The organism is Citrifermentans bemidjiense Bem, from assembly GCF_000020725.1.
Taxonomy (GTDB): domain Bacteria; phylum Desulfobacterota; class Desulfuromonadia; order Geobacterales; family Geobacteraceae; genus Geomonas; species Geomonas bemidjiensis.
The window spans coordinates 135,318-160,944 of record NC_011146.1 but is presented as its reverse complement, the minus strand read 5'-3'; the positions used below and the strand labels follow the sequence as shown (position 1 = coordinate 160,944).

At 64.0% G+C, this 25,627-nt stretch carries 22 protein-coding genes; 14 read left to right on the top strand and 8 right to left on the bottom strand.

Going from position 1 to position 25,627, the window contains the following annotated elements:
* Positions 1 to 2: 2 nt before the first annotated feature.
* From GBEM_RS00675 to GBEM_RS00655, 5 genes are all read right to left on the bottom strand, one after another.
* The gene (locus GBEM_RS00675) at positions 3 to 2,447 is read right to left on the bottom strand and encodes a DUF3536 domain-containing protein (RefSeq protein WP_012528572.1); all 2,445 of its coding nucleotides are present in this window, start codon (positions 2,445 to 2,447) and stop codon (positions 3 to 5) included.
* Entirely contained in the window at positions 2,434 to 4,323 is a 1,890-nt protein-coding gene (gene treZ, locus GBEM_RS00670; protein ID WP_012528571.1) for a malto-oligosyltrehalose trehalohydrolase, read from the bottom strand. Before treZ ends, GBEM_RS00675 begins: the two co-directional genes overlap by 14 nt.
* A gap of 230 nt (positions 4,324 to 4,553) precedes the next feature.
* Positions 4,554 to 4,991 carry a ferritin-like domain-containing protein gene (locus GBEM_RS00665; protein ID WP_012528570.1) on the bottom strand — a complete coding sequence of 146 codons (438 nt, stop codon included), beginning with the start codon at positions 4,989 to 4,991 and terminating at the stop codon, positions 4,554 to 4,556.
* Between the two features lie 62 nt (positions 4,992 to 5,053).
* A complete protein-coding gene (locus GBEM_RS00660; protein ID WP_012528569.1) occupies positions 5,054 to 5,236 on the bottom strand; it encodes a hypothetical protein in 183 nt (60 codons plus the stop codon).
* 66 nt (positions 5,237 to 5,302) lie between these two features.
* Positions 5,303 to 5,482 carry a Rho termination factor N-terminal domain-containing protein gene (locus GBEM_RS00655; RefSeq protein WP_012528568.1) on the bottom strand — a complete coding sequence of 60 codons (180 nt, stop codon included), beginning with the start codon at positions 5,480 to 5,482 and terminating at the stop codon, positions 5,303 to 5,305.
* 235 nt (positions 5,483 to 5,717) lie between these two features.
* On the opposite strand from GBEM_RS00655, the gene ligD reads away from it, so the two are divergent.
* Together ligD and GBEM_RS20540 are read left to right on the top strand one after the other, a co-directional pair.
* Positions 5,718 to 8,333 (top strand): DNA ligase D, encoded by a 2,616-nt coding sequence (gene ligD / locus GBEM_RS00650; protein WP_012528567.1) that lies wholly within the window; start codon positions 5,718 to 5,720, stop codon positions 8,331 to 8,333.
* A 157-nt stretch (positions 8,334 to 8,490) separates the two neighbouring features.
* Positions 8,491 to 8,667: a DUF1328 family protein gene (locus tag GBEM_RS20540; protein WP_012528566.1), complete on the top strand. Its 177-nt coding sequence runs from the start codon at positions 8,491 to 8,493 to the stop codon at positions 8,665 to 8,667.
* Positions 8,668 to 8,731: 64 nt separating this feature from the next.
* Here GBEM_RS20540 and GBEM_RS00640 read toward each other — a convergent pair whose 3' ends face one another.
* Positions 8,732 to 9,604 (bottom strand): ADP-polyphosphate phosphotransferase, encoded by an 873-nt coding sequence (locus GBEM_RS00640; protein WP_012528565.1) that lies wholly within the window; start codon positions 9,602 to 9,604, stop codon positions 8,732 to 8,734.
* 192 nt (positions 9,605 to 9,796) lie between these two features.
* On the opposite strand from GBEM_RS00640, the gene GBEM_RS00635 reads away from it, so the two are divergent.
* The 12 genes from GBEM_RS00635 (at position 9,797) to GBEM_RS00580 (ending at position 23,096) form a co-directional block, all read left to right on the top strand.
* A complete protein-coding gene (locus tag GBEM_RS00635; protein ID WP_012528564.1) occupies positions 9,797 to 12,697 on the top strand; it encodes a 4Fe-4S dicluster domain-containing protein in 2,901 nt (966 codons plus the stop codon).
* Positions 12,690 to 14,564, top strand: coding sequence for a quinol:electron acceptor oxidoreductase subunit ActD (locus GBEM_RS00630; RefSeq protein ID WP_012528563.1), 1,875 nt, complete (start codon positions 12,690 to 12,692; stop codon positions 14,562 to 14,564). Before GBEM_RS00635 ends, GBEM_RS00630 begins: the two co-directional genes overlap by 8 nt.
* A complete protein-coding gene (locus GBEM_RS00625; protein ID WP_012528562.1) occupies positions 14,551 to 15,627 on the top strand; it encodes a hypothetical protein in 1,077 nt (358 codons plus the stop codon). Before GBEM_RS00630 ends, GBEM_RS00625 begins: the two co-directional genes overlap by 14 nt.
* A complete protein-coding gene (locus GBEM_RS00620) occupies positions 15,624 to 16,175 on the top strand; it encodes a cytochrome c3 family protein (protein ID WP_012528561.1) in 552 nt (183 codons plus the stop codon). Before GBEM_RS00625 ends, GBEM_RS00620 begins: the two co-directional genes overlap by 4 nt.
* A 33-nt stretch (positions 16,176 to 16,208) precedes the next feature.
* Entirely contained in the window at positions 16,209 to 17,600 is a 1,392-nt protein-coding gene (locus tag GBEM_RS00615; protein ID WP_012528560.1) for a cbb3-type cytochrome c oxidase subunit I, read from the top strand.
* Positions 17,597 to 18,616 carry a cbb3-type cytochrome c oxidase subunit II gene (locus GBEM_RS00610; protein WP_012528559.1) on the top strand — a complete coding sequence of 340 codons (1,020 nt, stop codon included), beginning with the start codon at positions 17,597 to 17,599 and terminating at the stop codon, positions 18,614 to 18,616. Before GBEM_RS00615 ends, GBEM_RS00610 begins: the two co-directional genes overlap by 4 nt.
* Before the next feature lie 123 nt (positions 18,617 to 18,739).
* Positions 18,740 to 18,958, top strand: coding sequence for a cbb3-type cytochrome oxidase assembly protein (locus GBEM_RS00605; protein WP_226373985.1), 219 nt, complete (start codon positions 18,740 to 18,742; stop codon positions 18,956 to 18,958).
* Positions 18,959 to 18,975: 17 nt separating this feature from the next.
* Complete coding sequence (locus GBEM_RS00600; RefSeq protein ID WP_012528557.1) at positions 18,976 to 19,254, top strand: hypothetical protein; 279 nt, start codon at positions 18,976 to 18,978, stop codon at positions 19,252 to 19,254.
* A gap of 8 nt (positions 19,255 to 19,262) precedes the next feature.
* Entirely contained in the window at positions 19,263 to 19,547 is a 285-nt protein-coding gene (locus GBEM_RS00595; protein WP_012528556.1) for a hypothetical protein, read from the top strand.
* The gene (locus tag GBEM_RS00590; protein WP_012528555.1) at positions 19,544 to 20,044 is read left to right on the top strand and encodes a c-type cytochrome; all 501 of its coding nucleotides are present in this window, start codon (positions 19,544 to 19,546) and stop codon (positions 20,042 to 20,044) included. The genes GBEM_RS00595 and GBEM_RS00590 overlap by 4 nt, the downstream gene beginning before the upstream one ends.
* A gap of 87 nt (positions 20,045 to 20,131) precedes the next feature.
* Positions 20,132 to 20,911: a sulfite exporter TauE/SafE family protein gene (locus GBEM_RS00585; RefSeq protein WP_012528554.1), complete on the top strand. Its 780-nt coding sequence runs from the start codon at positions 20,132 to 20,134 to the stop codon at positions 20,909 to 20,911.
* A complete protein-coding gene (locus GBEM_RS00580; RefSeq protein ID WP_012528553.1) occupies positions 20,889 to 23,096 on the top strand; it encodes a heavy metal translocating P-type ATPase in 2,208 nt (735 codons plus the stop codon). The genes GBEM_RS00585 and GBEM_RS00580 overlap by 23 nt, the downstream gene beginning before the upstream one ends.
* Here GBEM_RS00580 and GBEM_RS00575 read toward each other — a convergent pair.
* Together GBEM_RS00575 and GBEM_RS00570 are read right to left on the bottom strand one after the other, a co-directional pair.
* Complete coding sequence (locus GBEM_RS00575) at positions 23,011 to 25,176, bottom strand: EAL domain-containing protein (RefSeq protein WP_012528552.1); 2,166 nt, start codon at positions 25,174 to 25,176, stop codon at positions 23,011 to 23,013. The genes GBEM_RS00580 and GBEM_RS00575 overlap by 86 nt on opposite strands.
* Positions 25,173 to 25,625, bottom strand: a complete 453-nt coding sequence (locus GBEM_RS00570) for a YfiR family protein (protein WP_226373908.1) — start codon at positions 25,623 to 25,625, stop codon at positions 25,173 to 25,175. Before GBEM_RS00570 ends, GBEM_RS00575 begins: the two co-directional genes overlap by 4 nt.
* Positions 25,626 to 25,627 lie beyond the last annotated feature (2 nt).

The window sequence follows — 25,627 nt, the reverse complement described above, 5'->3', positions numbered from 1 at the left end:
GGCTACCCCTGCGGCAGCACTGCGCCGAGATTGAAGCGGAAGGTTTCCCCCAACTTCCGGAACGCCTCTATCCATGCGGCCGTCCCCTCCTCCCCCTTGGCTGCCTTTGCGGCGAAATCGGAGTACACGCTCTTGGCCAGGATGTAGTAGTCGTTTTGCATCTGCCAGAGCACCAGGTTGATGGGGATCTCGTTCAGGAGGTTCATGTACTTCAGCATCCTTCCCATCAGCTTCACGTCATCCGGATGCTCCATCAGTTGCGAGGACATGCTCTCCATGTGCCGGCGCATGAAATACTCGGTGTCCCCGCCGTCGATCCCCACCTGCCACTTCTTGATCTGGCCGATGATGCGGTGCACCGCGTCGTCGTCGATCTCCTCCTCGCTCATCGCTTTTTTCAGCGACTGGTTCAAAGCCGGCTCGGCCGCCGCCAGGAATATGTGCGGCACCGGGACCCGGGTCTCCTTGACGAACTCCATCAGCGGGCGGCTGCGCTCGAACATCTCCTGGTAGCTGGAGATGCTCTCCTCCATGTTCTGGTTGATGATGATGTTGATGATCTTGCGCTGCTCGTCGGAGAAAAGGTTCAAAAGGGAGAAGCTGTGGGTGCCGAAGTGCTTGTCCATCAGGGTGACCAGCTCGGTGTAAAGCCCCTTGTCGAAGCTGGCGCTCATCTCCTCCCGCATGGCTGCATACGCCTGCGGGTCGCAGCTTTCGATCACCCCCCCCTTGAAGTCGTGGCTCCCCAGGCGCATGACGCAGAAGGTGAGGCAGGCGTTCTCCTCGGTGATCTCGCTGGCGACGTGGATGCGCCCCATTGCTATCACCGCGTCGGGGGTGGAGACCTTGCTGTACTCCTCCTTGGCGATGGCGTAGCAGTAGATCTGAGAATGGTCCTCGTACTCCTCGTAGAGCGAGCTGAAGGCGTAGTGGGCGCCGACCTTGACCAGGTCCAGCCGGATGGGGAGCACGAAGTTCTGGTAGATCCAGAGCCCGTCCTGGTGCGCGGGAATGTTGCTCTTCGCCTCCTTCAGGCGGTCCAGAAAGGCCTTCTCCACACCGTGTTCCGCGATCCCCTCGGAGAGCTGCAGCGCGCGGCTGGCGTAATCGATCACCTGCACCGTCTCCAGCCCCGAGAGCTCGTCGAAGAACCAGCCGCAGCTCGTGTACATCAGCATGGCATGACGCTGCATCTCCAAAAGCTTCAGCGCGGTGATCTTTTCCGAGGCGTCGAGGTCCTTCTTCGCGTGCTGGGCCAGGAAGCTTTCCGCCCGCTCCATTTCCCGGTTCAGGATCACCTCGATGTAAGCGTCTCGCGCCTGCCAAGGGTCCTTGAAGAGTTCCGCCCCCTTCCGCGAGAAGCCCTGCGCCAGGCGGTCCCGCAGCCAGTCGAGCGAGGCGCGCAAGGGACCGCGCCACTGCTGGTTCCATCCCGGCACCCCGCCGGAGCATCCGCAGTCGCTGTTCCAGCGCTCCACGCCGTGGGCGCAGCTCCAGGAGGTCCGCTCGTGGATCTTCGCCTCCATCGTTGGGGGGCAGAGTTCCAGGTACTCGCCGTAGTTGGTGAGACGCGCCAGGTTGTTCAGCTCGATGTGGTTCAAGGCGGCGGCGAGCGCCATGTCGCCGAACTTCTGGTGGTGTCCGTAGGTCTCGCCGTCGGTGGCGATGTGCATGAGCTGGGACCAGTCGCGGTCCTCGGTGAATCCACCCACCAGCCGGTTGGCGAGCGCCTCGCCGCTGTCCAGAAGGTTCTCGAAGGCGACCGCGCGGGAGATGGGACCGTCGTAAAAGAAGAGGCTGATCTCGCGCCCGGAGGGAAGCTTGCAAAGGTAGGCCCGGGTCGGATCGATCTCCGTCTCGGTCCACTCCTCGTCGCCCAGCTCGCGGTACCCCGCCGCCTGGTGCGGGGCGAGGATGGTGTACTTGATCCCGTATTCCGCCAGGAGGTCCAAGCTCTCCAGGTCCACGGCGGTCTCGGCGAGCCACATCCCTTCGGGGAAGCGCTGGAACCTCTGCTCGAAGTCCTTGATCCCCCAGATGATCTGGGTCCGCTTGTCCCGGGAATTGGCCAGCGGCATGATCATGTGGTTGAAGACCTGGGCGATGGCCGAGCCGTGCCCGGAGCGCCACTCCATGCTCAGCTTGTCCGCCTCCAGGATTGCCTGGTAGATCTTCGGGGCGGCGAATTGCATCCAGGAGAGAACGGTAGGGCCGAAGTTGAAATTGATCTTGGCGTAGTTGCTGGTGATATCCATGACCCGCTGTTCGCCGTCCAATATCCGCGACGCGGAGTTGGAGGCGTAACACTCGGCGGTGATCCTCTCGTTCCAGTCATGGTAGGGGAAGGCGGAATCCTGGATCTCGACCGCTTCGAGCCAGGGGTTCTCGCGCGGCGGCTGGTAAAAATGGCCGTGAATGCAGACAAACCGCTCGTTAGCTTGCTCCATGTGCTCCTCCTGTCAGGTCGGCGGCGTAAACCACCACGCTGTATGGGTTGATCGATACCGGAATCTCTCCCGGCTCTCCTGTCACCTCGACCTTCACCGGTGCCTCTTCACCCGGCCCGAGCCAGTGCTGGGCCGAGGAGTCGAGCAGCTTTTCCCAAGTCCCTTCGGCAAGAGGCAGGGAGATCTCCTGCTGCATGTTGTTGAAGCTGAAGAGGCAAAGGACCGAATTCTGGCCGGACCACCTTCTGAAGCAGAGGACCTTTTGCTGAGGCATCCCGGACACCTCCATCTGCTCGCGCTGGAACACCTGGAGCGCGGGCAAGGTGCTGCGCAGCGAGAAGAGTTTCTTGTAGAACTCAAGGATGACCGCCTGCTCCCCCACCTTTTCGCTGACGAGATCTATCTTCGACTCCAGGAAGGTCTCCTCCGCCGCCGGGTCTGGGATCTCCCCCTCGCAGATGCCCGAGGCATGCTCCTCGTGTTTCCCCTTCCTGACCAGCTCGACCAGCTCCGGGTTGCCATGGTCGATGAAGTAGTGGAACGGCGCCTTTTCCCCGTACTCCTCTCCCATGAACAGCATCGGGATGTAGGGGGAAAGGATCACTACCCCGGCGACCAAAAGGAGCTGTCCCACCGGGAGGCTCCCGCTCAGCCGGTCCCCGCATTTTCTGTTTCCAACCTGGTCGTGGTTCTGCGAGAAGACCACGAACTGCGAGGTGGGGAGGTCCTTTGCCGGTCCTCCCTGGCGGCGCTTGCGGTATTGGGAGTATTCGCCGGTGAAGACGAAGGCCTCCTCGTAAGTCTTCACCATCTGGCTGAACTGGCCGAAGTCCTCGTAGTAGCCGGTAGTCTCTCTAGTGAGCAGGGTGCGCAGCGCGTGGTGGAAATTGTCGCACCACTGGGCGTCCAAGCCGAAGCCGCACAACTCCGGCGGCTTGATCAGTCGCGCGTCGTTGGTGTCGTTCTCCGCGAAGAGGAAGATCTCCCTCCCCAGCCGTCCCCGGTGCAGGTGCACCTCCTCGGCCAGCCGCTGCAAAAGCGGCTTCGGCGTCTGATCGAAGATCCAGTCCACCGCGTCCAGCCTGAGGCCATCGAAGCGGAACTCGTTGATCCAGTACCCAGCGTTCAGCAAGAAGAACTCGAGGACCGAGTCGCTGTAGGCCCCGTCCAGGTTCATGGCCCGCCCCCACGGGGTGCGGTACTTGTCGGTGAAGTAGTGGCCGAAATCCCAGAGGTAGTTCCCTTCCGGGCCGAAGTGGTTGTAGACCACGTCCAGGAGCACCGCGAGCCCCTTCTTGTGGCAGGCGTTCACCAGCCTTTTCAATCCGTCCGGGCCGCCGAAACTGCTCTGCGGCGCGAAGTGAAAAACGCCGTCGTAACCCCAGTTGCGCTTGCCGGGGCACTGCGACACCGGCATGATCTCGACCGCGGTGATCCCCAAGTCAACCAGGTAGTCGAGAAAAGATATCGCCGCCTCGAAGGTCCCCTCCTTGGTGAAGGTCCCAGTGTGGATCTCGTAGATCCGGTACTGCTCCAGCGGGATGCCGGTCCACCCTTCGTCCGACCATTCGAACAGATCTGGGTCCACCACCTGGGAAGGCTCGTGCACCCCATCCGGCTGGTAGCGCGAAACGGGATCGGGGAAGGTCTTGCCGTTGTCGAGCTGGTAGAGATAGCGGTCGCCGTCGGCCACCCCGGCTACCGTGGCGGAGTAGTAACCCATTTCCTCCTGCTGCATGAGGACCGCGCCGGCCGCCTTGCCGGAAAGGATGAGAAGGTTCACCGTCTGCGACTTCGGAGCCCAGACCCGAAAGCGGGTTCCTCCCTCTTTAAGCACGGTGGCACCCAGATCGAATTTCCAGGCAGCAGCTACCATAAGACGTCTCCTGCACGCGTCGTTGTTATCATTAATGACAAACAATAAAAATGGTTTATTAAAGATACTTTAGACATCTCTCGTGTCAATGCCCGTCAATGGCGGGGTTGCGTTTTAGTAGAAAACGCGGCGCAGCTCTCTCATTAACAAAAAGAACCCGGAATCGTAGCTGATCCGGGCCCTCTTCGAGGCAAGCGCCAAGCCTGCCTGGGTTGGTCAATTCCCTCTGACTATTTAAGCGTCGGTATCGCCTCGCGGATGAACGAGAGGTGGCGCTGTTCGTCGGCGTAGTTGGAACGGACGATGGCGGAGATGTCCACCGGGAAGTCGAGCTTTGAGGCTTCCTCGTAGCGGCTGGTGGTCAGGCGCTCGTTGGTCTCCATAGCTTCAAGGGCTCCTTTCGAACCGGTGAGGCTGCGCAGGGCGGTGAAGCCCGAGATCAGGAAGCCTTTGAAGTCGGAGGTGAGTTCAGGCGGGGTGCCACCCAACTCCAGCATTTTCGCTGAGAGTAAGTCGATGTGCTTTCTGTGGTCGGCCTGGAACTGGATCAGCTTGTCCTTGATGACCACCTCGTTCACGTTCCTGATCGCCTGGTCGTAGGCATGGGTGGCATCCACGTCGAGCTGTATCAGTTTTCCCAAGTGGTTGAGTATGTCGTCTCTGTTCATTCGGTACCTCCGGGTTGGTTCTCCCTGTTATTCCCGGCACCGATGGCGCCGGGTAGGACGTTTCATTTTCGGAGCGGCTGCTCCTCTCTCATCTTCTCCAGCACGATCCACTCGTGGCCGGTCTGCCTGCCATGGTTCTCACCTACCTCGCGTGCCATTTCCCTGCTGTTCAGCCAGTCGGTGATGGCGCCGCATCCGTCCTTGCACTCTGGAAGGTATTCGTACTCCGTGTAGTCAAAGTCCATCTCGGCGCCTCCTCCATCTGCCTCGCGTCATCACTGCCGCCGGCGGCGTTTGCCGCGGCGGTCGCCCTAGTTACAGTCATCGGCCCACAGGCATTCCCGCTGGCCGCATTGCCCCGACTGCCCCGAATCGAAACACTGCCGATTCCCCTCGGTTCTTTGTATCACCCTGATCAGTTCGCCTTTCTTCAGTTTTGATGTGGGGATCGCCATCCTCTGGGCTATCTCCCGGATATCCTGGACTCTCATGCCTCTTTCTCCTTTCCTGCGCCCGCTCGGGGGCTTTGTTTTTTCGGCTTTAAGCCGTGTTCCGAATCCGGTTCCAGCGCCTCCTCCTCGTTGGGTCGGCAGAGGGGAAACAGGGCCCATGATTTGCAACGTCTAATAATCTAGCCGCGGTCCTTGCTTTGTCAATTCAGACAAGCCCATCTAAAGCCGATCTGGCGATGTGATAAACTCATGACCTTGAAAAGGGGAGGTTCTCATGGGACTGGAAGAGTATCAGCGCAAAAGGAATCCGGGGAGGACGCCGGAGCCGCCGGCCAGCGAGGGGAAGTCGGAGAGATCTTTACGGTTCGTGGTGCATAAGCACGCGGCCTCTCATCTGCATTACGACTTTAGGCTCGAGCTCGACGGAGTTCTGAAAAGCTGGGCCATCCCCAAGGGCCCCTCGCTGGATCCCTCGGTAAAAAGGCTCGCCATGATGGTGGAGGACCACCCCTACGACTACGGCGACTTCGAGGGGGTGATTCCCAAGGGGAATTACGGGGCAGGCGAGGTGATCGTCTGGGACACCGGGAGCTATGAGGCCCCGGGGGCGGCCGATCCGGAACAGGGCGTGAGGCTGCTGCGCGAGGGGCTGAAAAAGGGAGACCTGAAATTCATCCTCGTCGGCCGGAAATTGAACGGGGAATATGCCCTAGTTCGCATCAAGGGGGACAAGGAGAACACCTGGCTTTTGATCAAGAAAAACGACCGGTTCGCCTCGACCGAGGACGTGACGTTGCAGGACCGTTCGGTGGTCAGTGACGTCACCATCGAGGAGCTAAAGACGGGGAGGAAGCCACAGGCGTTGCCCCTAGCCGCCGCAGAGGCGGCGGAACCAGTCGGACCTGTCAGACCTGCCGCTCCGATGCCGCACCGACTCACTCCGATGCTGGCCAACTCCGCGGCCGAGCCCTTCGACGATCCCGACTGGCTCTTCGAGATAAAACTCGACGGCTACCGCGCCATCGCCGAGATAGAGGGCGGCGAGGTGCAGCTCTACTCGCGCAACAACCTCTCCTTCAACAAGCGCTTCCCCGCCATCGTCCAGTCACTTGCTTCCCTGCCGGTCACGGCAGTGCTGGACGGTGAGGTGGTAGCCCTCGACGCCAAGGGGAGGTCTTCCTTCCAGCTCTTGCAGAACAGCCTGCGCACCGGGGAGAAGAACATCTACTACTACGCCTTCGACCTCCTCTACCTCGACGGCGAGGACCTGCGCGCCGAACCGCTCCAGGCACGCAAGGAGAGGCTTCGCAACCTGCTCCCCGAACTCCCCTGGGTCCGCTTCAGCGACCATATCAGGGAGTACGGCAGGCAGTTCTTCGAGCTTGCCCGCGAGAACAACCTGGAGGGAATCCTCGCCAAAAGGGCCGACAGCCGGTATTTTGCGGGAAGAAGAAGCGGCGACTGGCTGAAGATTAAGATACGGCTGCAGCAGGAGGCGGTGATCTGCGGGTTCACCCAGCCCCGAGGGAGCAGGAAAGGATTGGGCTCTCTCGTGCTGGGGGTCTACGAAAATGGCGAGCTGGTCTACATCGGGCTTACCGGAGGGGGGTTCGACGATGTGGGGTTGAAGGAGATGTACGCTGCGCTGCAACCGCTGATCCAGCCGGAGTCCCCTTTCCGGCAGCAGGTGAAGACCAGCATGCCGGTTACCTGGACCAAACCAGTGCTGGTCTGCGAGGTCGAATTCGCCGAGTGGACCGACGAGAACGTCATGCGCCTGCCCATTTTCCTGGGGCTTCGTGAGGACAAGGACCCCAGGTCCGTGCAGCGGGAGATCTTTCCCGCGGAGGTCCAGCCCCCGGTGCACCATGCGCAGACGGATCAAGAGGAGGATGTTGGCGAGCCTGCGGCAGGGGAAAAGGTGCCTGCAGAGGAGACGGTTGCCACAGCCAAGCCTTTCGTGAAGAAGGGGGGCGCGAAGAAAGGGGAGGTAAACCTCGTCATCGACGGGCAGCGGCTCACCCTGACCAACCTGGACAAGGTCTTCTGGCCGGAGGAGGGATATACCAAGGGGGACGTCATCGACTACTACCGCAAGATGGCACGGGTGATACTCCCGTACCTCATGGACCGCCCGGAGTCGATGTACCGTACGCCGCACGGCATCGCCGAAGGAGGTTTCTACCAGAAGGAGACGGCCGACCTGATCCCCCCCTGGATCACCGCCCGGGAGATCTATTCCAAACACGTCGACAAGAACATCAAGTTCCTCGTCTGCCAGGACGAGGCGACGCTCATCTACATGGCCAACCTGGGCTGCATCGAGATCAACCCATGGCTGTCGCGGCTGCAGCAGCTCGACTACCCCGATTACCTGGTGATCGACCTGGACCCCGAGGACATCTCCTTCGAGAAGGTGATCGAGACCGCGCTCGCCGTGCACGAAGTCCTGGAAAGCGCGGGCGCGGCCAGTTTCCCGAAGACCTCCGGCGCCACCGGCATCCACATCTACGTCCCGCTGGGAGCACGCTACGACTACGACACGGCAGGGGTATTCGCGAAGCTGGTGGCGACCCTCGCGCACCACAAGGTCCCCGGCTTCACCAGCCTCTTGCGCAGCCCCAGGCAGCGCCAGAAAAAGGTGTACCTCGACTTCCTGCAGAACAAGCCGGGCCAGACCCTCGCCGCCCCCTACAGCATCCGCCCCCGCCCCGGGGCGACCGTTTCGGCGCCGCTTCGCTGGGAGGAAGTGAAGCCGGGTCTCGACCCGCGCCAGTTCACCATCAACACCATCGGGAAGCGGCTGGAGCAGGTCGGCGACCTGTTCCAAGGCGTCCTCGGTCCCGGTATCGACATGGAGCGCTGCCTGGAGCGGCTGCAAAACGGGTAGCTTTGGCTGAAAACGGGGAGCAGACAGCGCTCATGTGTCCGCGCCCTGCCGCTTTCCAACCTCCAAAAATTGGAAAATTACAAGCTGTTAAACCGTTTTCTGCCCATGCTATACTTTATTTAGAGAAGTTAATGAAAGTGCAGGGAGGTGAGATGTCATGTTACGTTGGGCCCTCATTTTCTTCATTATCGCAATTATCGCCGCAGTATTCGGATTCGGCGGTATCGCCACAGCAGCGGCCGGGATAGCCAAGATCCTGTTCTATCTCTTCCTGGTGGTCGCAGTCGTCATGCTGGTATCGGCTCTACTCGCGGGCCGGAACATCACACGTTAGGTACAGTTGCCATGCAGCTTTCGAATCAGGCGGCGCAAGCCGCCTTTTTCATGCCTGCTTTCCGCTATTCCGGCTTAGCCAATTCCTTCCGTATCTCCTGCAGTTCCTTGCGGCGCTCCTCCGAGGTATCCGGATATTCCATCTTCAATTCCTCCAGCAGGTTCAGCAGTACCTGGGCGACGATCAGGCGCGCGTTCTTCTTGTCGTCCGCAGGGACGATGTACCACGGGGCGTTTTTGCGGCTGGTTGCCTCCAGGCAATCCTGGTACGCCTCCATGTACTGCTTCCAGAGCTTTCGCTCTTCCACGTCTGCCTTGTCGAACTTCCAATTCTTCTCCGGGTTGTCGATCCGCTCGATGAAGCGCTTGCGCTGCTCTTCCTTGGAGATGTGCAGGAAGAACTTGGCGATGCGGGTGCCGTTTCTGTGCAGATGCTCCTCCAGGTTCACGATGGACTCGAAGCGGTCCCGCCATACATGGCCGTTGACCAACTGCCCCGGAAGCCCTTCCCCCGCCAGGATCTCCGGGTGCACCCGAACTATCAGCACCTCCTCGTAATAGGAGCGGTTGAAGATCCCGATGCGCCCCCGTTCCGGGAGCCGGCGCCCGCTGCGCCACAGGAAGTCGTGGTCCAGTTCTTCGGCGCTGGGATGCTTGAAGGAGTAGACCTCGCACCCCTGCGGGTTGATCCCCGAAAGCACATGCTTGATGACACCATCCTTGCCTGCGGCGTCCATGGCCTGGAAGATCAAGAGCACGGCATAGTTGTTATTGGCATAGAGAAGCCCCTGCAGGGCGCTCAGCCTCTCGATCTGTTCGGTGAGACACTCCTGGTACTGTTCCTTTGAGTGATAAAAAGGGGCCACATCGGTCGGCCGCCTCTTCAGTGACACCTTCTCCTTTGCCTTAACCTGGAACTGCTCCACGTCTATCTTCATAGCTCGCTCCTTTCCACTCATAGAGCTTCAGGCTAGCGCAATTTATGGCTGCGTCAACGTGAGCGGTCTCGTCTGGTGAGTTTCACGTTCTTGACTAACGATCTCTAATCTGATAAATCAAATTAGCTTTTACTTAATATCTCTTTTATTGAAGCTGCTGCTATGGATTTGTTTGGATCACGGGGTTGCACCATGTCAGATATGTCTAGACGGACCTTTTTGTGGGTGACCGGAGGGAGCAGCATCGCGCTGGTCACCGAGCCGCCGCGAAAGCTGGTCAACAAGCTGATCCCCAAGGTGATTCCCCCGGAGAACATCCGTCCGGGTTCCTGGACCGTCTTCGCCACAACCTGCCGCGAATGCCCGGCGGGGTGCGGCATGCACCTCTCCCACCGCGACGGGAGGGTGACCAAGGCGGAGGGGAATCCGGCGCATCCGGTGAACCGGGGCGCCCTCTGCCCGCGGGGGCAGTCGGCGCCGCAAGGGCTCTACGACCCGGACCGCCTCCGGCAAGTCCTTTACCGCAGCGGCGGCGCCTCCAGGCCGAGCAACTGGCAGGACGCCCTCTCCGCCATCTCCACGCGCCTTATCTCCGGCGGGCGCGCCGTCATCCTTTCCAGCCTCCAGACTGGCGCGCTGGCCGAGGTGATGACCGGCTTCGCCTCCGCTTTCCGCGGAAAACTCCTCTTCCACGAAGCGTTCAACTACGAACCGATGCGGGCCGCGCACCAAGAGCTCTTCGGCCTGCCGGTGGTGCCGCACCACGACCTGGAAAATAGCGACTACATCCTGAGCTTCGCCGCCGACTTCCTGGAAACCTGGGTGTCGCCGGTTTCCTACGCGCGCCAGTTCGCCGACATGCACGGCTTCCGGCAGGACGAGGCGCAGAACCGCATGGTCTACGTCGGGCCCAGGCTTTCCATGACCGCCTCCAACGCCGACAGCTTCATCCAGGTCCCTCCCGGGCAGGAACGGCTGGTGGCCGCGACGCTATTGAAGCTCGTCATCGAGCGCGGCTGGCAGAAAAACGACCTCACCCCGTTCAGGGGGGCGCTCGACGGCATGCTGAAGGGAGCGGGTCAGGTTCCCGCCATACCCGAGGCGACGCTCTTGCAGGTGGCGCAGGCGTTCGCCAACGCCCGTGCCCCGCTGGCGCTCGCCGGCCCCTCGGCTGCCAAGGGAGCTGTGGCGTCCGACACGGCGCTTTGCGTAGCGCTTTTAAACTACGCCGTCGGAGCCGTCGGGAAGACCGTGGATTTTTCCCGCCCGCACGCCTTGAGCCGCACCGCGCGCGAAGCGGAACTTGCCGCCCTGCTCGGATCGCTCGGAGCCAACGACGTCCTGTTCGTGCACGACACCAATCCCGCCTACAGCCGAAACGGAGCGGCCGCGCAACTGCGCCGCGCCGGGACCGTGGTCTACCTGGGAACCATGCCGGACGAGACGGCGCAAATGGCCGACTGGGTCCTCCCCATCGATTCCCCGCTGGAGTCGTGGGGGGAATATGAACCCGAACCGGGGGTCCGCGGCCTGATGCAACCCGGAATGGGACGCATCCACGACACCCGCAGCGCGGGGGATCTCTTCCTCAAGATGGCCGGTCTGGCTCGGCGCCCCCTTTCCCGCAAGGGGAGCGCCGAGCCCCCCGCCGACTTCGCCTCCTGGCTCAAAGCCGGGTGGAGCGCTCCGGGGGGGGAAGCAGCCTGGGCCGGGGCCCTCAGAACGGGGGGGGACTGGAGTACCCGCCCGAAGTCCCCGGCTGCGCAACCCGCGCTGCAGGCAAAGGGCGGGCTCCGCTTCGCGGCGGCGGGGGTGACGCCACTTCCCAAGCCCGACCAGGCCGAGCTCTGGGCCTGGCCTTCCATCATGCTCTACGACGGCCGCCTCGCCAACCGCGGCTGGCTCCAGGAAGCGCCCGACCCGGTCTCCTTTGTGGTCTGGGGGAACTGGGTGGACATGAACCCCCGCCAGGCCGAAGCACTCGGCATAGAGGAGGGGGAGATGGTCCAGATCTCCACTGCCACCGGCTCCCTGCGCGCCCCCGCCCGGATCACCGAGGAGGTCGGCCTGCAGACGGTGGCCGTAGGGCTGGGACAGGGGCACACGGCGCTGGGAAAAAACGCCAAGGGAATCGGGGCCAACGCCTTCTTGCTCCTTGGGGGGGTGAACAGTGGCTCGACCTTCGCCCCCTGCCGCATCGCCAAGGTCCCCGGCGGCGCCGGCGACCGCATGACCGCCACCGCCCCGACCCGCAACCAGCTGCATCGCGAGCTGCTGCAGGCGGTGCCGGTGTCGGAGCTGCGAGTCATGAAGCCGGGGGAGGGGGACCGCCTCGACCTTCCCCTCTCCAAGGGGCACCGCCCGGAGGAAGACATGTACCCGGCGCACGAGCACAAGAAGCACCGTTGGGGGATGGCTATCGACCTGCAGCGCTGCATCGGCTGCGGGGCCTGCGCCGTCGCCTGCTACGCCGAGAACAACATCCCGGTGATCGGCAAGGAGCTGGTCAGGGGTGGGCGCGAGATGGCCTGGCTCAGGGTCCCCCCCTACCGGATGCCCGGGGACCGGCTTCGTTACGCCTGGCTCCCACTGCACTGCCAGCACTGCGACGCCGCCCCCTGCGAGCCGGTCTGCCCGGTCTTCGCCGCGGTCCACAACGAAGAAGGGCTGAACGCCCAGATCTACAACCGCTGCATCGGCACCCGCTACTGTTCCAACAACTGCCCCTATAAGGTGCGCCGCTTCAACTGGCTCAACGTGGAATGGCGCAAGCCTCTCGACCTGCAGCTGAACCCCGAGGTCACGGTCAGGACGCGCGGCGTCATGGAGAAATGCACCTTCTGCGTGCAGCGCATCCGCCAGGCGGAGTACCGCGCCTCGCGGGAGAGGCGGCAGCTTCAGGATGGGGAGGTCGTCCCCGCCTGCGCCCAGACCTGCCCTACCGGCGTCTTCACCTTCGGCGACCTGCTGGACCCCAACTCGCGCGTCTCCAGGCTCGCCGCGACCGAGCCGCGGCGCTACCAGCTGCTGCACGAGCTGCACACCAAACCTGCAGTGACCTTCCTGCGCAGGGTGGAGGTGGAGCTTGGCTGACTTAGGCTACGGCGAGATAAACGACGACGTCCTGCGCGCGCTGAAGAAGCCGACGCTCCCCTATTTCCTCACCGCCGCCGCGCTCGCGGGGGTGGTCGGGCTCGCGGCGCTCACCTTCATGTACCAGACCCAGGCGGGGATGGGGGTGACCGGGCTGAACCGCCCCGTCGGCTGGGCCGTCTACATCACCAACTTCGTCTTCTGGGTCGGGATCGCCCACTCCGGGACCCTGATCTCCGCCATCCTCTACCTGATGCGCGCCGACTGGCGCGACGCCGTCTCGCGCTCCGCCGAGGCGATGACCATCTTCGCGGTCCTGACCGCGGGGCTCTTCCCGCTCATCCACCTGGGGAGGCTTTGGGCCGCCTACTACATCGTCCCCTACCCCTCGCAGCGCCAGATCTGGCCCAACTTCGTGAGCCCCCTGGTCTGGGACGTCCTTGCCGTCACCACCTACCTCACGGTGAGCTCCATATTCTGGTTCGTCGGCATGATCCCCGACCTTGCCGCGGCGCGCGACCTGCACCAGGAACAGCTGGGCCCCAGGCACTGGCGCACCCGGCTCTACCGCGCGCTGTCGCTGGGCTGGTCCGGCACCGGGAGCCAGTGGCACCATTACGGGCGCTCCTACCTCTTCTTCGCCGCCTTTGCCACGCCGCTCGTGGTCTCGGTGCACTCGGTCGTTTCCTGGGACTTCGCCATGGGCCTCCTCCCCGGGTGGCACAGCGCCATCTTCCCCCCCTACTTCGTCGCTGGCGCCATCCACTCGGGGCTCGCCATGGTGATCACCCTGCTGATCCCGATGCGCAGATACCTGCGCCTGGAGCGCCTGATCGAAATGCGCCACTTCGAGATGCTGGCGAAGACCATCATCCTCACCGCGACCATCGTCGGCTACGCCTACGCCGTCGAGGCCTTCATCGCCTGGTACGGCGAGGACCCCATCGAGTGGCAGAACCACCTCTGGCGCGCCTTCGGCCCCCCGGCATGGATGTACTGGCTCTGCGTCGTCTGCAACGTCTTCGTCCCCTGGCTCTTCCTCTTCAAGAAGATGCGCACAAGCCTCGTCCCCCTCTTCGTCATCTCGCTCCTCATCAACCTGGGGATGTGGTTCGAGAGGCTGATGATCATCTACACCTCGCAGGCGCACGACTTCCTGCCGCACAACTTCGGCGGCTATGCGCCCAGTTGGGTCGAACTCATGATCACCGCCAGCTCCTTCGGCTTCTTCTTACTCTTCTTCCTGGGCTTCACCAAGACGCTCCCCACGGTCCCTCTGAGCGAGCTGAAGGAGAAGGTGGCCGACGAGGAGATCAAGCCGGTGGGGAGCTGCGACAGCCGGGTGCGGGAGAGGATCGCCACCCAAAGGCCGAGCGTCTTGGCGCTCTTCTCCAATGCCGGGCGCCTGGTGGAGGCGGCGAAGCTTTCCTGCGACGGAGGGTTCCAGGTGATGGAGAGCTTCTCGCCGGTGAAGATCGAAGCGCTCGACCACGTGCTCAAAAAGCGCCATAGCCCGGTCCGCCTCTTCACCCTGGGGGGCGCCGTGAGCGGCCTTGTCGGCGGCTTCTGGCTCGCCGGCGGTACCGCGCTGGTGAACCGGCTCATAGTGGGTGGTAAGCCGCCCCTCTCCTGGGTCCCCTTCTGCGTGGTCGCCTTCGAAGGGACCATCCTCCTGGGATGCCTCGCCAATCTCCTGGGGCTCGCCCTTTTTTCCCGCCTGTTCCGGTTCGAGACCGCCCCCTATTACGACCCCCGCTTCAGCCGCGACCGCTTCGGCCTTCTGGTGAGCTGCAAGGCGGGCGAGGTGGACCGGCTGAAAGAGCTGCTGGCCCCGTCCCTCCCGGAGGAAATCCATGTCCACAAGTGACCGCGGACATAGCTCGAAGAGCTGGGGCGTCGCCTGGGGGGTGGCCGCCGTCGCCGGGATCGCGCTCTGGGCGGTCCTGCTTAGGGGGGAGGACCCCGCGCGGGCCTGGCGCTCGCTCCTGGTCAACTTCCTCTTCTTCAGCTCGCTTTCCGCCGGGCTCGTGGTCTGGCCGGCGCTGGTAAGGACCTGCAACGGAAAATGGCAGCAGGGAGTGGAGCGCTACGCCAGCGCCGCCATAGCCTTCGCCCTCCCCTCCCTCCTCGCCCTCGCCCTCCTCTGGGGGGGGAGCGGCGCCTGGGCGCCCTGGTACCGGGTGAACTTCCACCAGGGGATGTGGCTGAACAACAGCTTCCTCTTCGGGCGGGACCTGGCGGCGCTCCTGTTGTTCTGGGGCTGGGCCGCCTTTCATCTGGCCAGGCGGCGCCGGGGAAGCGGTAGGCGCTCGGGAAGCATCCTGCTGGTGGTCTACTCCCTGGTCTTCTCCCTCTTAGGCTTCGACCTGGTGATGGCGCTCGACCCACACTTTCGCAGCAACCTGGCCGGCGGCTACTTCTTCATGTCCGGGCTCTACATCGGCATCAGCGCCTGGGCCCTCATCGCCTGCCTGAAGGGGGGGGCGAAGCCCAAGCAGCTGCACGACCTGGGAAACCTGGTGCTCGCCTTCAGCCTGATGACCACCTACCTCATGTATGCGCATCTGCTCCCCTTCTGGTACGAGAACCTCCCCCCGGAGATCCGGTTCCTGGTGCCGCGCATGCACAACGAAAACTGGTCCCCGGTGAGCGTCGCGCTCCTTTGCACCGTCTATTTCGGGCCGCTGGTGCTGCTCCTTCCCGCCCGCTTCAAGGAAAACCGCTGGACGCTGGGCGCGGTAGCCCTCCTGGTCGTGGCCGGGATGTGGCTGGAGCGCTGGTGGCTGGTGGCGCCGACCTTCGATCCGCTGGCAAGGCTCGGCCTGAGCGAGCTCTCGCTCGCCCTCGGGTGCACCGGGCTCCTCGGGCTGGGGATGCTGATCAGCCCTCGCCACCTGCCGCCGGATGCGGCGGACGGGGATAAGCCATGAGCCCGGCCTCCGAAGACAAGAACATGAAGAAATGGAAGACGCCCCTTTGGGCGGCGGTGGCCGCGGCTTGCGTGGTGCTCCTCTCCTTCCTCGCGACCCTCGTCTACCTGGACCAGCTCTACCCGGTCGGGCTGGGGCCGCGCCAGCCGATCCCCTTCAGCCACCGGGTGCACGCCGGGGTGAAAAAGATCAGCTGCTTCATGTGCCACAGCGAGGCTCACCGCTCGTCGCGCGCGGGGATACCGCCGCTTCAGACCTGCCTCCTCTGCCACTCGCGCATCATCAGGACCTACCCCTACATCGCCAAGCTGCGGGCTCTGGCGGCGTCGAACCAGCCGGTGATCTGGGCGCGGGTGAACTGGCTCCCCGAGTTCGTCTACTTCGACCACTCCATGCACATCCAGCGCGGCATCGACTGCGGCCACTGCCACGGGGACGTCTCCCGGATGGACCGGGTCTCGAAAGCGCGCAAATTCCAGATGGGTTTCTGCATCCAGTGCCACCGCTACAACCGCGCGACGCACGACTGCTTCACTTGCCACAGGTAGTCCCATCTCGGGAAGAGAGGAGCCAGGCAAAGCATGTTCAAATTCGCATCCAAACCGCAAAGCGCAGCTCTCGCCTTCATGGTGGCCGGTTCGGTCTGGTTCGTCGTCGGCGCCGTCTACGGCTTCATGTCCGCCATACACCTGGTCGCCCCCGAGTTCCTGCCGCACGTGGGCGCGCTGGTCTTCGGGCGCGAGCGGCCGGTCCACGTCAACACCATGCTCTACGGCTTCGTCGGGCCCATGCTGGTGGGGAGCGGCCTGTACTACCTCCCGGCCCTGTTGCGGACCCGGCTTTGGTCCGAGCCGCTCGCCTGGGCCGCCTTCTTCTTCTGGAACCTGACCGTCCTGAGCGGCCCCGTGGGGTTCGCCTTCGGGATCACCCAGGGGCGCGAGTACAACGAGTACGTCTGGCTCGCCGACGTCTCGCTGGTGATCGCCGTGGTCTGCCTCATCGTCAACAGCGCGCTCACCATCGCCAACCGCCAGGAAGATCAGATCTACGTCTCGATCTGGTACTTCATGGCCACCTTCCTCTGGACCGCCAGCAACTACCCTCTGGGGAACGTGATGTGGCACCCGGCGACCGGGGCCATGCCGGGGCTGATCGACTCCATCTTCCTCTGGTTCTGGGGGCACAACCTCCCCGGGCTCCTGATCACCCCGCTTGCCACCGGGGCCGCCTACTTCGTCATTCCCCGGGTGGCGAGGACCCCGCTCAACTCGCACACCCTGTCGCTATTGGGCTTCTGGCTCTTGATCGCGCTCTACTCGCACATTGGGGGGCACCACGTGCTGCAGTCCCCCATCCCCAACTGGCTTAAGACCGTCTCCGTTGTGGACTCCATCGCCATGGTCCTCCCCGTCTCCATCGTCGTCATCAACCTCTGGATGACGGCCCGCAACTTCGGGCGGCGCATCTGGGGAGACCCGGCGGCCAGGCTCGTCATGGGGGGTGTCGTCTGGTACATCGTCACCTGCATCCAGGGGCCCTTGCAGTCGCTCCCCTTCCTGCAGCGGGTGACCCACTTCAACAACTGGACCGTAGGGCACGCCCACATCGCCATGCTCGGCTTCGGCGGCTACATAGCTCTCGGGGCGATGTGGCACATCGTCCCCCTCATCACCGGGCGCGAGCTCTACTCGAAGAAGCTGGTCTCGCTGCAGTTCGGCCTGGTCACCTTCGGCCTCACCGGGTTTTTCCTGGTGCTGACCGCGGCGGGGCTGGTGCAGGGGACCGCCTGGCACAACGGGGAGACCGTGCTCCGGGTGCTACCCCAACTGGTCCCCTTCATGGCGTCGCGCGCAGCCCTCGGGGTCTTCATTTTCACCGCCTCGCTGGTCGGGCTCTACAACCTGCTCATGTCCTTACGCCGCGGCGAGGAGCAAGAGGGGGCGCAGCTTCAGCGCGCGGAGGATGCGGCATGAAGATGACCCCTGCCGTCCTCATCGTCGGTGCGCTGATGGTCTTCTGGGCCTCCGCCTTCATCATCGTCGGGATACCTTCCCTCACCATGAAGGAAACCCCTTCCGAGATCTGGCGCCCGCTCACCCCGCTGGAAAAGGCCGGCCACAGGCTCTACGTCAAAAACGGCTGCAGCTACTGCCATTCCCTCTTCATCAGGGTGAACGACTGGGACATAGGCGCCGAGCGGATCGCCAAGGCGGGCGACTATGTCGGCGTCGAGCCCGCCATCCTTGGCTCAGAGAGAACCGGCCCGGACCTCTCGCAGGAGGGGGGGGAGCACAGCGACGACTGGAACATCGCCCATTTCACCAACCCCCGCTTCACCAGTCCCATTTCGCTCATGCCCTCGTGGGATTTTCTGACCGAGGGCGAGATAACGGCCTTGACCGCCTACGTCCAATCGCAGGGGGGAAAGCATGCGGACCTGCGCCAGGCGCGGCAGAGGGAGTGGAAAAAGCAGGCGGTGGAGGCCTACAGCGGCGGGTTCGACCGCAACATCGAGTGGCTGCACGCGCAGGTCCCCGAGGTCTGGCGACGCATGCCTAACCCCTACCCGGCAACGGAAGCCGCGCTGCAGCGGGGGAAGCGGATCTACCAGCAGCTCTGCGTCAACTGCCACTCGCCGGTCGGCGACGGCAACGGCCCGGCGATGCCCTTTCTGAGCCCGCCGCCGCTGAACTTCACCACCCTGCGCCGGCACGTGGTCGAGAACAGGTACATCGGGGGGATCTTCTACTACCAGATCATGAACGGGATTACCGGGACCGCCATGCCCTACTTCAAGAAGCACCTGGAGAGCGAGAAGATCTGGGATCTGGCGAACTATTTGGGCGTCTCCTTCGTGGGGTACACCGACGCCAACACCGAACCCCGCGGCATCGACGCCTCCTTCGAGGGGGCGTGGGAGAACAGCTATCCCCCTCCGGGAAGGGAACGGCCGGAACTGCCCGTGGCGCCTCCGGCGCCGGTGCCGTGATTGCGGGGGAGCCCGATTGTGAAATCACCGCAAGTCTTCTCTCCGTGAAGGGCGAGAGATCGAAGCCCCCCCTCCCGCAAGGGGAGGGGGAAACCTTGGGGAAAGGAGCTGCAAGTGAACCCGATGGAAGGAAACGCATTCCTGTTTTTGTGGATCGGCTTTCTGCTGCTGATGAGCACCGCACTCGGCACACTTTTCCTCTGGGCCATACGCGCCGGGCAGTTCTCCAACCAGGAGCGCGCGCGTTACCTGGCATTGGATGCGGCGATCCCTGACCTGGAGCCGCCAACTGAAACCGCGCCGCAGGCAAAAGGGAAGCAGACAAGGCCGGAAGAGGGGTAAAGGCGGAGGGAACTGCCATGATGCTCTACCTGTACGTGCTGCAGAACCAGTGGATCGTCTTGTCCCTTTTGGGAGGCGCCATCCTCACGCTCCTTATGTGCCTCACCTACCAGGCACTTTGGGTCCCGCGCGGCACGGAGACGGAGAGCGAAAGGATCAAGGTCAAGGACCTGCGCAGCTTTATCGCCTGGATTAAAAGCTTCGTCCCCTGGACCGTCATTCTGCTCATCCTGGCGAGCCTGGCCTTCACCATATTAGAAATAACCCGAAACCACGCGATTCCGCCCAACTGGTGAGGCGACTCATGGAAACTCCCCGATACGACGAGAAGCAGGAACTACCCTCCCCGTGGGAATGGATCATCCTCACGGTCTTCAGCGCCACGATCATGGTCTTCGGCTGGATTGTCTACCTGCTTGTCGCCGATGCACCGCGGTTCTGGGACTTCGGGCAGCTCCCGGACGCGCCGGCTGAATCGATCTATTCCAGCACTACCCCCGAGAAGCAGCGGCTGCCCAGGCGGCAGATAGCGCCGCTCCCTGAGGCGATGCCGCTGCCGGTCGTCGTCCCCAAGGGGGCGCGCAAATGAAGAAGTTGATCGCGCTGATAATCGTGGTCCCCCCGCTCATCTTCACCGTCGTCTTCGGCTATCTCCTGGTCAAGGGGCCCAGGATGACCGTGCAGCACCACTTCCGCGAGTTCCAGACGGTTCTCCCGCCGCCGCCTCCCGGCACCGTGAGCGCGCAACCGGACGCCTCACGCATTCCCGCCGGCGCCGCTTTGGCGCTGGTAAAAAACCCGCTCCCCGCCAATCCGCAGAACCTGGAACGCGGCGGGATCTACTACGGCTACTACTGCCTCTTCTGCCATGGGGAGGGGGGCGCTGGAGACGGGCCGGTCGGGCACAGCTACATCCCGGCACCCGCCGACCTGAGGAGAGCGAAAGTAGTGGGATACAGCGACGGGGAGCTGCTTCGGGCCATGCTCACCGGGGCGGGGCACGAGCCGGTGCTGGAGCGGGTGGTTCCCCCGGAGCAGCGCTTTCACCTGGCCCTTTTCGTTCGCTCCCTCGCCCGAGCCCGTTAGCTCTTCTGCACAACCGTTCACCCGGCCTTTGGCCACCCTCGCCCGTGCGGCGAGTTGATTTTTCCCCTGCTAGGGGAGGAGGGAATCTTGGAAATTGAAGGCCTCACTCACCATCTCTGGATCGGATTCGCCGGCGGGCTCGTCGCCTGCGCCCACTGCGTCGGCATGTGCGGCGGGTTCGTGCTGCACCTGTCACGGGAAAAGGAGCGCCAGGACATGCTGACAGGGCAGTTCCTGTGGCAGGCCGGCAGGCTCAGCAGCTATCTCTTCCTGGGCGCGGTCGCCGGTTTCACCGGCGGCTATTTCCAGCTCCTGCTGCTGCGCCACGGCCTGTGGCAAAACCTGTTGAGCTACGCGGCGGCGGCAGTCATGTTCCTCATGGGGGCGAGCCTTCTGGGCCTGCTTCCCTTGCGGGGGGAGGCGAACCGGGGGATGTTTTCCTCGACTCTTTCCGCGCTGGCGGCCAGGCTTTGCACCGATTCCTCTCCCGGCTCCGCCCTCACCATGGGGATCGTCACCGGCTTTCTTCCCTGCCCCATCGTCGTCGCTTTCCTCGCCTATTCCCTGCAGACCGGCTCCGTCCTCTCCGGCCTCGCCACCATGGCCGCACTGGCGGCCGGGACCTCGCTGCCGCTTCTCGTACTGGGGAGCGCGGCGCGGCTCACCCGATGGCACCTGCGCGCCTGGGGGGCACGGGCCGGCGGCGCCGTCCTGCTCCTCTTCGCCCTGGGAACCGCCCTCCGGGGATCCGCCTTCTACCACAGGCTCCTCGGCTGCCCCCCCACCCCCGGGCCGCAGATAATCAGCGCCAGCGCTCATTCCGCGACCGGCGCCTGGAGGGGCGATGCCTACGACAGCGGCCGCTAGCACCATGGAGCACTATTCTTGCGCGCACTGCGGACTCCCGGTGGCAACCCCCTCGCTTGGGAAAGCCCCCTCTACTCTCGACCGGCAGGAGATCTTCTGCTGCCACGCCTGCAGGCTGGTCTCCGCCATCGTCGGAAACCGGCAGGGGGAGCAGGGGTGGCACCTGTTCCGGCTCGGCATCGGCGCGCTCCTGGCCATGAACGTGATGATGATTTCCCTGCTCCTCTACGCCGGGAGCGTGGAGACGCAGCTGATCCCCCTGTTCCGCCGCATACTCCTCGTGCTTTCCATCCCCGCCATGCTGATCCTGATCCCCCCGTTTCTTTCCGGCGCGCTACGCGAGATCTCGTCGCGGCGCTTTTGCCTCGACTTCCTCATCGCGCTCGGATCCCTCTCCGCCTTCTCCCTGAGCGCGGTGAACGCGGTCGTCGGCTCCGGAGAGGTCTATTTCGACACCGCCACCATGCTTCCGGTGCTGGTTACCCTGGGAAAATTCATCGAGGCGTCGGTGAAAAGGAAGGCGAGCGAGCTCCTGGAAACACTGGAGACGCTGCTGCCGCGGACCGCGCTCCGGGTGACCGGGGAGGGGACCGACGAGGTGGCGCTGGACGCGCTGCAGCCGGGCGACCTGGTGCGGGTGCGGCCGGGCGAGCGAGTGGCGGTGGACGGCACCGTGGTGGAAGGGACGAGCAGCATCGAGGAGGCACCCTTCACCGGCGAGTTCCTCCCCAGGCTCTGCCGCAAAGGGGACGCGGTCACAGCCGGCACGGTGAACGGCCAGGGGACCCTGCTGTTGCGCGCCGACCGGACCGGGTCGCAGCTTTTATTGCACAGTATCGCCGACATGGTGCAGCAGGCCTGGCGCGCCCCTTCGCAGAGCGAGCGGCTGGCGCAGAAGGCGGCCATGCTTTTTCTGCCGGCGGTGCTCCTGGTCTCCGTCGGCGCGCTCATCTGCTGGTCATTCAAGGGCCTTCCCGACCAGGCGCTCCTGAGTGCGCTTTCCGTGCTGGTGGTCGCCTGCCCCTGCACCATGGGGATAGCCACCCCCCTTGCCACCTCGCTGGCCGTAGCCCGTGCCGCGCGCGCCGGCATCGTCGTGCGCGGCGGCAGCGTCATGGAGGGGATAGCCGGCACTGGTACAGTCTTCTTCGACAAGACCGGCACCGTCACCTCCGGCACCCCGGTGCTGAGCGAGATGGAGCTGCTGGATCCGCTCACGACCCGCGCCGAACTGCTGGGGAGGCTGGCCGCCCTGGAATCGGCAAGCGAGCACCCGCTGGCGGCGGCGGTCAAGGCCGCGGCGGCTGCCTGCGGCGCAGCCCCCGGCACCGCAACGCAGGTCGAGCTCTCGGCTGGGTGCGGCATCAGCGGCACGGTGACCTGGAAAGGGGTGGCGACGAGGATGTGGGCAGGAAACGCCTCATGCGCCGACGGCGATGTGGGGTGCGAGGATCTGCCGGGGGAGGGTGCGGTGGTGTTCGCGGGGTGGGATGGGAGGCTCAGGGCGAGGCTTCATTTCGCCGATCCGCTCAAAGACGATGCGGCAAGCTCCCTGGACGCGCTGCACCGGTTGGGTTTGACGAGCGTGCTCCTCTCGGGCGACCGCTTTTCCTCGGCCCAGGTGGCGGCCAAGCGGCTGGGGATCCGCCGGGTCGAGGCCCCCTCCCCTCCGGACCGCAAGCTGGAGCTCATCGCCGGCTACATCGCCAAGGGGCGGAAGGTGGCCATGGTGGGGGACGGGGTAAACGACGCGCCCGCCCTCGCCGCGGCCCAGACCGGGATCGCGCTCGGAACCGGGATGGAGCTCGCCCAGGTGGCGGGGAACGTGGTGATCCTGTCGGGGCGGCTGTCGCAAATTCCCTGGCTGATCGCGCTCAGCCGGCGCGCCGGGAACATCATCCGCGGGAATCTCGCCTTAAGCTTCGCCTACAACGCGGTGGCGCTGGCCGCGGCGGCTGCAGGCCTGCTCCATCCGCTTCTGGCCGCGGTCGCCATGGTGGTCTCCAGCCTCACCGTGCTGGGAAACTCCCTGCGCATCGGCGCCTTTCCCGCCCCCTCCGCCCTCCCGGCACGAAGCCGGGAGACGGCGTCGCCGCAGCCTAAGGGCGTGTTGCCGGCGATGCCCCTTGAGGAGGCTCCGGCTGCGCAGGGTCGGTGTGCTGGTGCAGGTGGTTTTCCGGCGTGAAGAACTCGGTGACCGCGTCCGCGGCCACCGGGCGCGACACCAGGAAGCCCTGGATCTCGTGGCAACCCTGATCCTTTAGCTTCTCCAACTGGTCCACCGTCTCCACCCCCTCCGCTACGATCTGCATGTTGAGGCTCTTGGCCATGGCGATGATGGCCGTGACGATGGCCTGGTCCTCGGTGCTCTTCATCATGTTCAGGATGAAGGTCCGGTCGATCTTCAGCGTGTTGATGGGGAACCGGTGCAGGTAGCTCAGGGAGGAATAGCCGGTGCCGAAATCGTCCACCGAGATGGTCATGCCGAGTTCCCTCAGCTCCCGGAACAGCGCACAGGTGTACTCGTCGTTTTGCATCAGCGCCGACTCGGTGATCTCTATCTCAAGGAGCGCCGGCTCAAGGCCCGTCGCTTCCAGCACCGACAAGATCGCCTCCTTCACGTCCTGGCGCTGGAAATGGTAGGGCGAGAGGTTCACCGCCACCCGCACCGAGCCCAGGTTTTGCTCCTGCCACTTCTTGGCCTGGCTGCAGGCGGTGCGCAGCACCCAGTCGGTCAATTCCACGATGAACCCGCTCTCCTCGCTCAGCCGGATGAACTTGTCCGGCGCCAGCATCCCCAGCCTCGGGTGCATCCAGCGCACCAGGGCCTCCACCGAGGTCACGTTGCCGGTGAGGAGGTCCACCTTGGGCTGGTAGTGCAGCACGAATTCGTCGCGCTCCAGCGCAAGCCTTAAGTCCGACAGCAGCGTCACCCTCTCGGTCGCGTGCTCGTTCATCTTCCTGTCGAACATCTTGTAGACGTTCTTGCCGCAGGCTTTCGCGTGGTACATGGCGATGTCCGCGTTCATCAGCAGCTCGTCCACCGTCTTGCCGTCGTGCGGGAACAGGGTCACCCCGATGCTGGCCGTGACGTAGATCTCGCTTTCGCCCAGATGGAAGGGCTTGGCGAAGAGCCCGTTCAGCTTCGCCGCCACGATGGCCGCGTTCTCGGCGTTCACCACGTTCTGGGTGAATATGGTGAACTCGTCCCCCCCGAGCCGCGCCACGGTGTCGCAGCTGCGCACCACGGTGGAGAGCCGGCTGGCCACCTCGATCAGCAACAGATCCCCGGTGCGGTGCCCGAGGGTGTCGTTGATGTCCTTGAAATGGTCCAGGTCGATGAAGATCACGCTCAGGGCCTGCCTGCTCCGCTCGGCCTGGTACAGCGCCTGGGCCAGCCGGTCGTAGAACAGGGTGCGGTTGGGGAGCCGGGTCAGCGGATCGTAGTGCGCCAGCTGCTGCAGGTGCGCCTGGCGCTGCCTGAGGATCTGGTTGCGCTCCTCGATCTCGGAGAGCATCTCGTTGAAGCCGTCGTAGAGAAGCCCGATCTCGTCGTCCGAGGGCTTCGCCACCCTTATCGCGTAGTTCTTGCTGGCGGAGACGTCCTTCATGGAGGAGAGAAGATCCAGTAGCGGCCTGGAGATCATCTGTTGCAGCTTGGCCGAGAAGAAATAGGCCGCGATGACGGTGACCAGCATGAAAAGCAGGGTGACCGTCGCGGTCCAGCGCAGGTTTTTCCGGAACAGCTCGGTGTCGGCATGGATGACGACGGTGCCGACCCGCTCGTAGTCGAAGTAGACCGGCTGCACCAGGCAGTCGAAACCGGAGACGGCGCTGTTCTTTTCGGCCGTTTTCCTGATGGTCTCCACGGCCGCGAGCACGGCAGCCGGCGAGGGGGAGGACCCCAGCCGCTCCAGCGGGAGCTCCGCGTTTCCCGCCTCCGGCGCCACGTGGCGCGCCATGATCTGCCCTTCGCTGGTCAATACGTAAACGGCCAGGATGGAGCGCTTGCTCGCCAGCGGGGCGATGGTCCGCTGCGCGGATTCCGGGTCGTCGAAGACCAGGGCCGAGGCGGAGTTGGCTCCGATGATTTCCGCCAGCGAGACCAGGTCTTCCCGCTGCACCTGGTACAGCCCCTTGGCATCCCTGGTGAGAAAGAATATGGACGCCGCCAAAAGGGAGGCGCAGCAGCAGAGCATGATGATCAGCATCAGCTTGCGCTTCAGCGGCAGGTTCCTCACGAAACTCAGGCGCAAGGGGCTCATTGGTCACCCTCTCTTATCAGCTTGGCCAGCTTGAGCAGCTGCGAACTGATCTTGACCCTGGACTGCTGGGCCGCTTTCAGGTTGATCTCGAAACGCACCCGCCCGTCGTTTTCCACAAGGCCTATGACGCCGCCGAAGCGGGCGAAGTCCGGGATGTCCCCAACGGTCAGCACGCCGCGCCGGCGCGCCAGGTCCAGGACCCCGGCGAGGTACCTCTTCTCGATCCCGCTCACCACCAGGACGTTGCATTCCGACGGTTCGTCCCCCGTGGCCAGGCGCCGCAGCGACAGCGGGTGCCCCAGCACCGTCTTCCCCTGGTACTGCTCCAGGGCCGCCGAGAAGGGGCCGCGTCCCACGCTGCAGATCTGCAGGGGGGCGCCGGTGCGGGGAAAGGCCTCCGCCGGCCACTCGATGTACTTCGACAGGTTGACAACCATCGCCGCCTTCACCT

What these genes read in the sequence shown, in the direction of transcription:
- GBEM_RS00640 (WP_012528565.1), bottom strand. Translation starts at nt 9,604, where the DNA reads ATGAAGATAGACGTGGAGCAGTTCCAGGTTAAGGCAAAGGAGAAGGTG.
- GBEM_RS00590 (WP_012528555.1), top strand. Translation starts at nt 19,544, where the DNA reads ATGAAGAAGTTGATCGCGCTGATAATCGTGGTCCCCCCGCTCATCTTC.
- GBEM_RS00660 (WP_012528569.1), bottom strand. Translation starts at nt 5,236, where the DNA reads ATGGACTTTGACTACACGGAGTACGAATACCTTCCAGAGTGCAAGGAC.
- GBEM_RS00665 (WP_012528570.1), bottom strand. Translation starts at nt 4,991, where the DNA reads ATGAACAGAGACGACATACTCAACCACTTGGGAAAACTGATACAGCTC.
- GBEM_RS00675 (WP_012528572.1), bottom strand. Translation starts at nt 2,447, where the DNA reads ATGGAGCAAGCTAACGAGCGGTTTGTCTGCATTCACGGCCATTTTTAC.
- treZ (WP_012528571.1), bottom strand. Translation starts at nt 4,323, where the DNA reads ATGGTAGCTGCTGCCTGGAAATTCGATCTGGGTGCCACCGTGCTTAAA.
- GBEM_RS00605 (WP_226373985.1), top strand. Translation starts at nt 18,740, where the DNA reads ATGGAAGGAAACGCATTCCTGTTTTTGTGGATCGGCTTTCTGCTGCTG.
- GBEM_RS00600 (WP_012528557.1), top strand. Translation starts at nt 18,976, where the DNA reads ATGATGCTCTACCTGTACGTGCTGCAGAACCAGTGGATCGTCTTGTCC.
- GBEM_RS00615 (WP_012528560.1), top strand. Translation starts at nt 16,209, where the DNA reads ATGTTCAAATTCGCATCCAAACCGCAAAGCGCAGCTCTCGCCTTCATG.
- GBEM_RS00580 (WP_012528553.1), top strand. Translation starts at nt 20,889, where the DNA reads ATGCCTACGACAGCGGCCGCTAGCACCATGGAGCACTATTCTTGCGCG.
- GBEM_RS00635 (WP_012528564.1), top strand. Translation starts at nt 9,797, where the DNA reads ATGTCAGATATGTCTAGACGGACCTTTTTGTGGGTGACCGGAGGGAGC.
- GBEM_RS00655 (WP_012528568.1), bottom strand. Translation starts at nt 5,482, where the DNA reads ATGAGAGTCCAGGATATCCGGGAGATAGCCCAGAGGATGGCGATCCCC.
- GBEM_RS00620 (WP_012528561.1), top strand. Translation starts at nt 15,624, where the DNA reads ATGAGCCCGGCCTCCGAAGACAAGAACATGAAGAAATGGAAGACGCCC.
- GBEM_RS00575 (WP_012528552.1), bottom strand. Translation starts at nt 25,176, where the DNA reads ATGAGCCCCTTGCGCCTGAGTTTCGTGAGGAACCTGCCGCTGAAGCGC.
- ligD (WP_012528567.1), top strand. Translation starts at nt 5,718, where the DNA reads ATGGGACTGGAAGAGTATCAGCGCAAAAGGAATCCGGGGAGGACGCCG.
- GBEM_RS00610 (WP_012528559.1), top strand. Translation starts at nt 17,597, where the DNA reads ATGAAGATGACCCCTGCCGTCCTCATCGTCGGTGCGCTGATGGTCTTC.
- GBEM_RS20540 (WP_012528566.1), top strand. Translation starts at nt 8,491, where the DNA reads ATGTTACGTTGGGCCCTCATTTTCTTCATTATCGCAATTATCGCCGCA.
- GBEM_RS00595 (WP_012528556.1), top strand. Translation starts at nt 19,263, where the DNA reads ATGGAAACTCCCCGATACGACGAGAAGCAGGAACTACCCTCCCCGTGG.
- GBEM_RS00625 (WP_012528562.1), top strand. Translation starts at nt 14,551, where the DNA reads ATGTCCACAAGTGACCGCGGACATAGCTCGAAGAGCTGGGGCGTCGCC.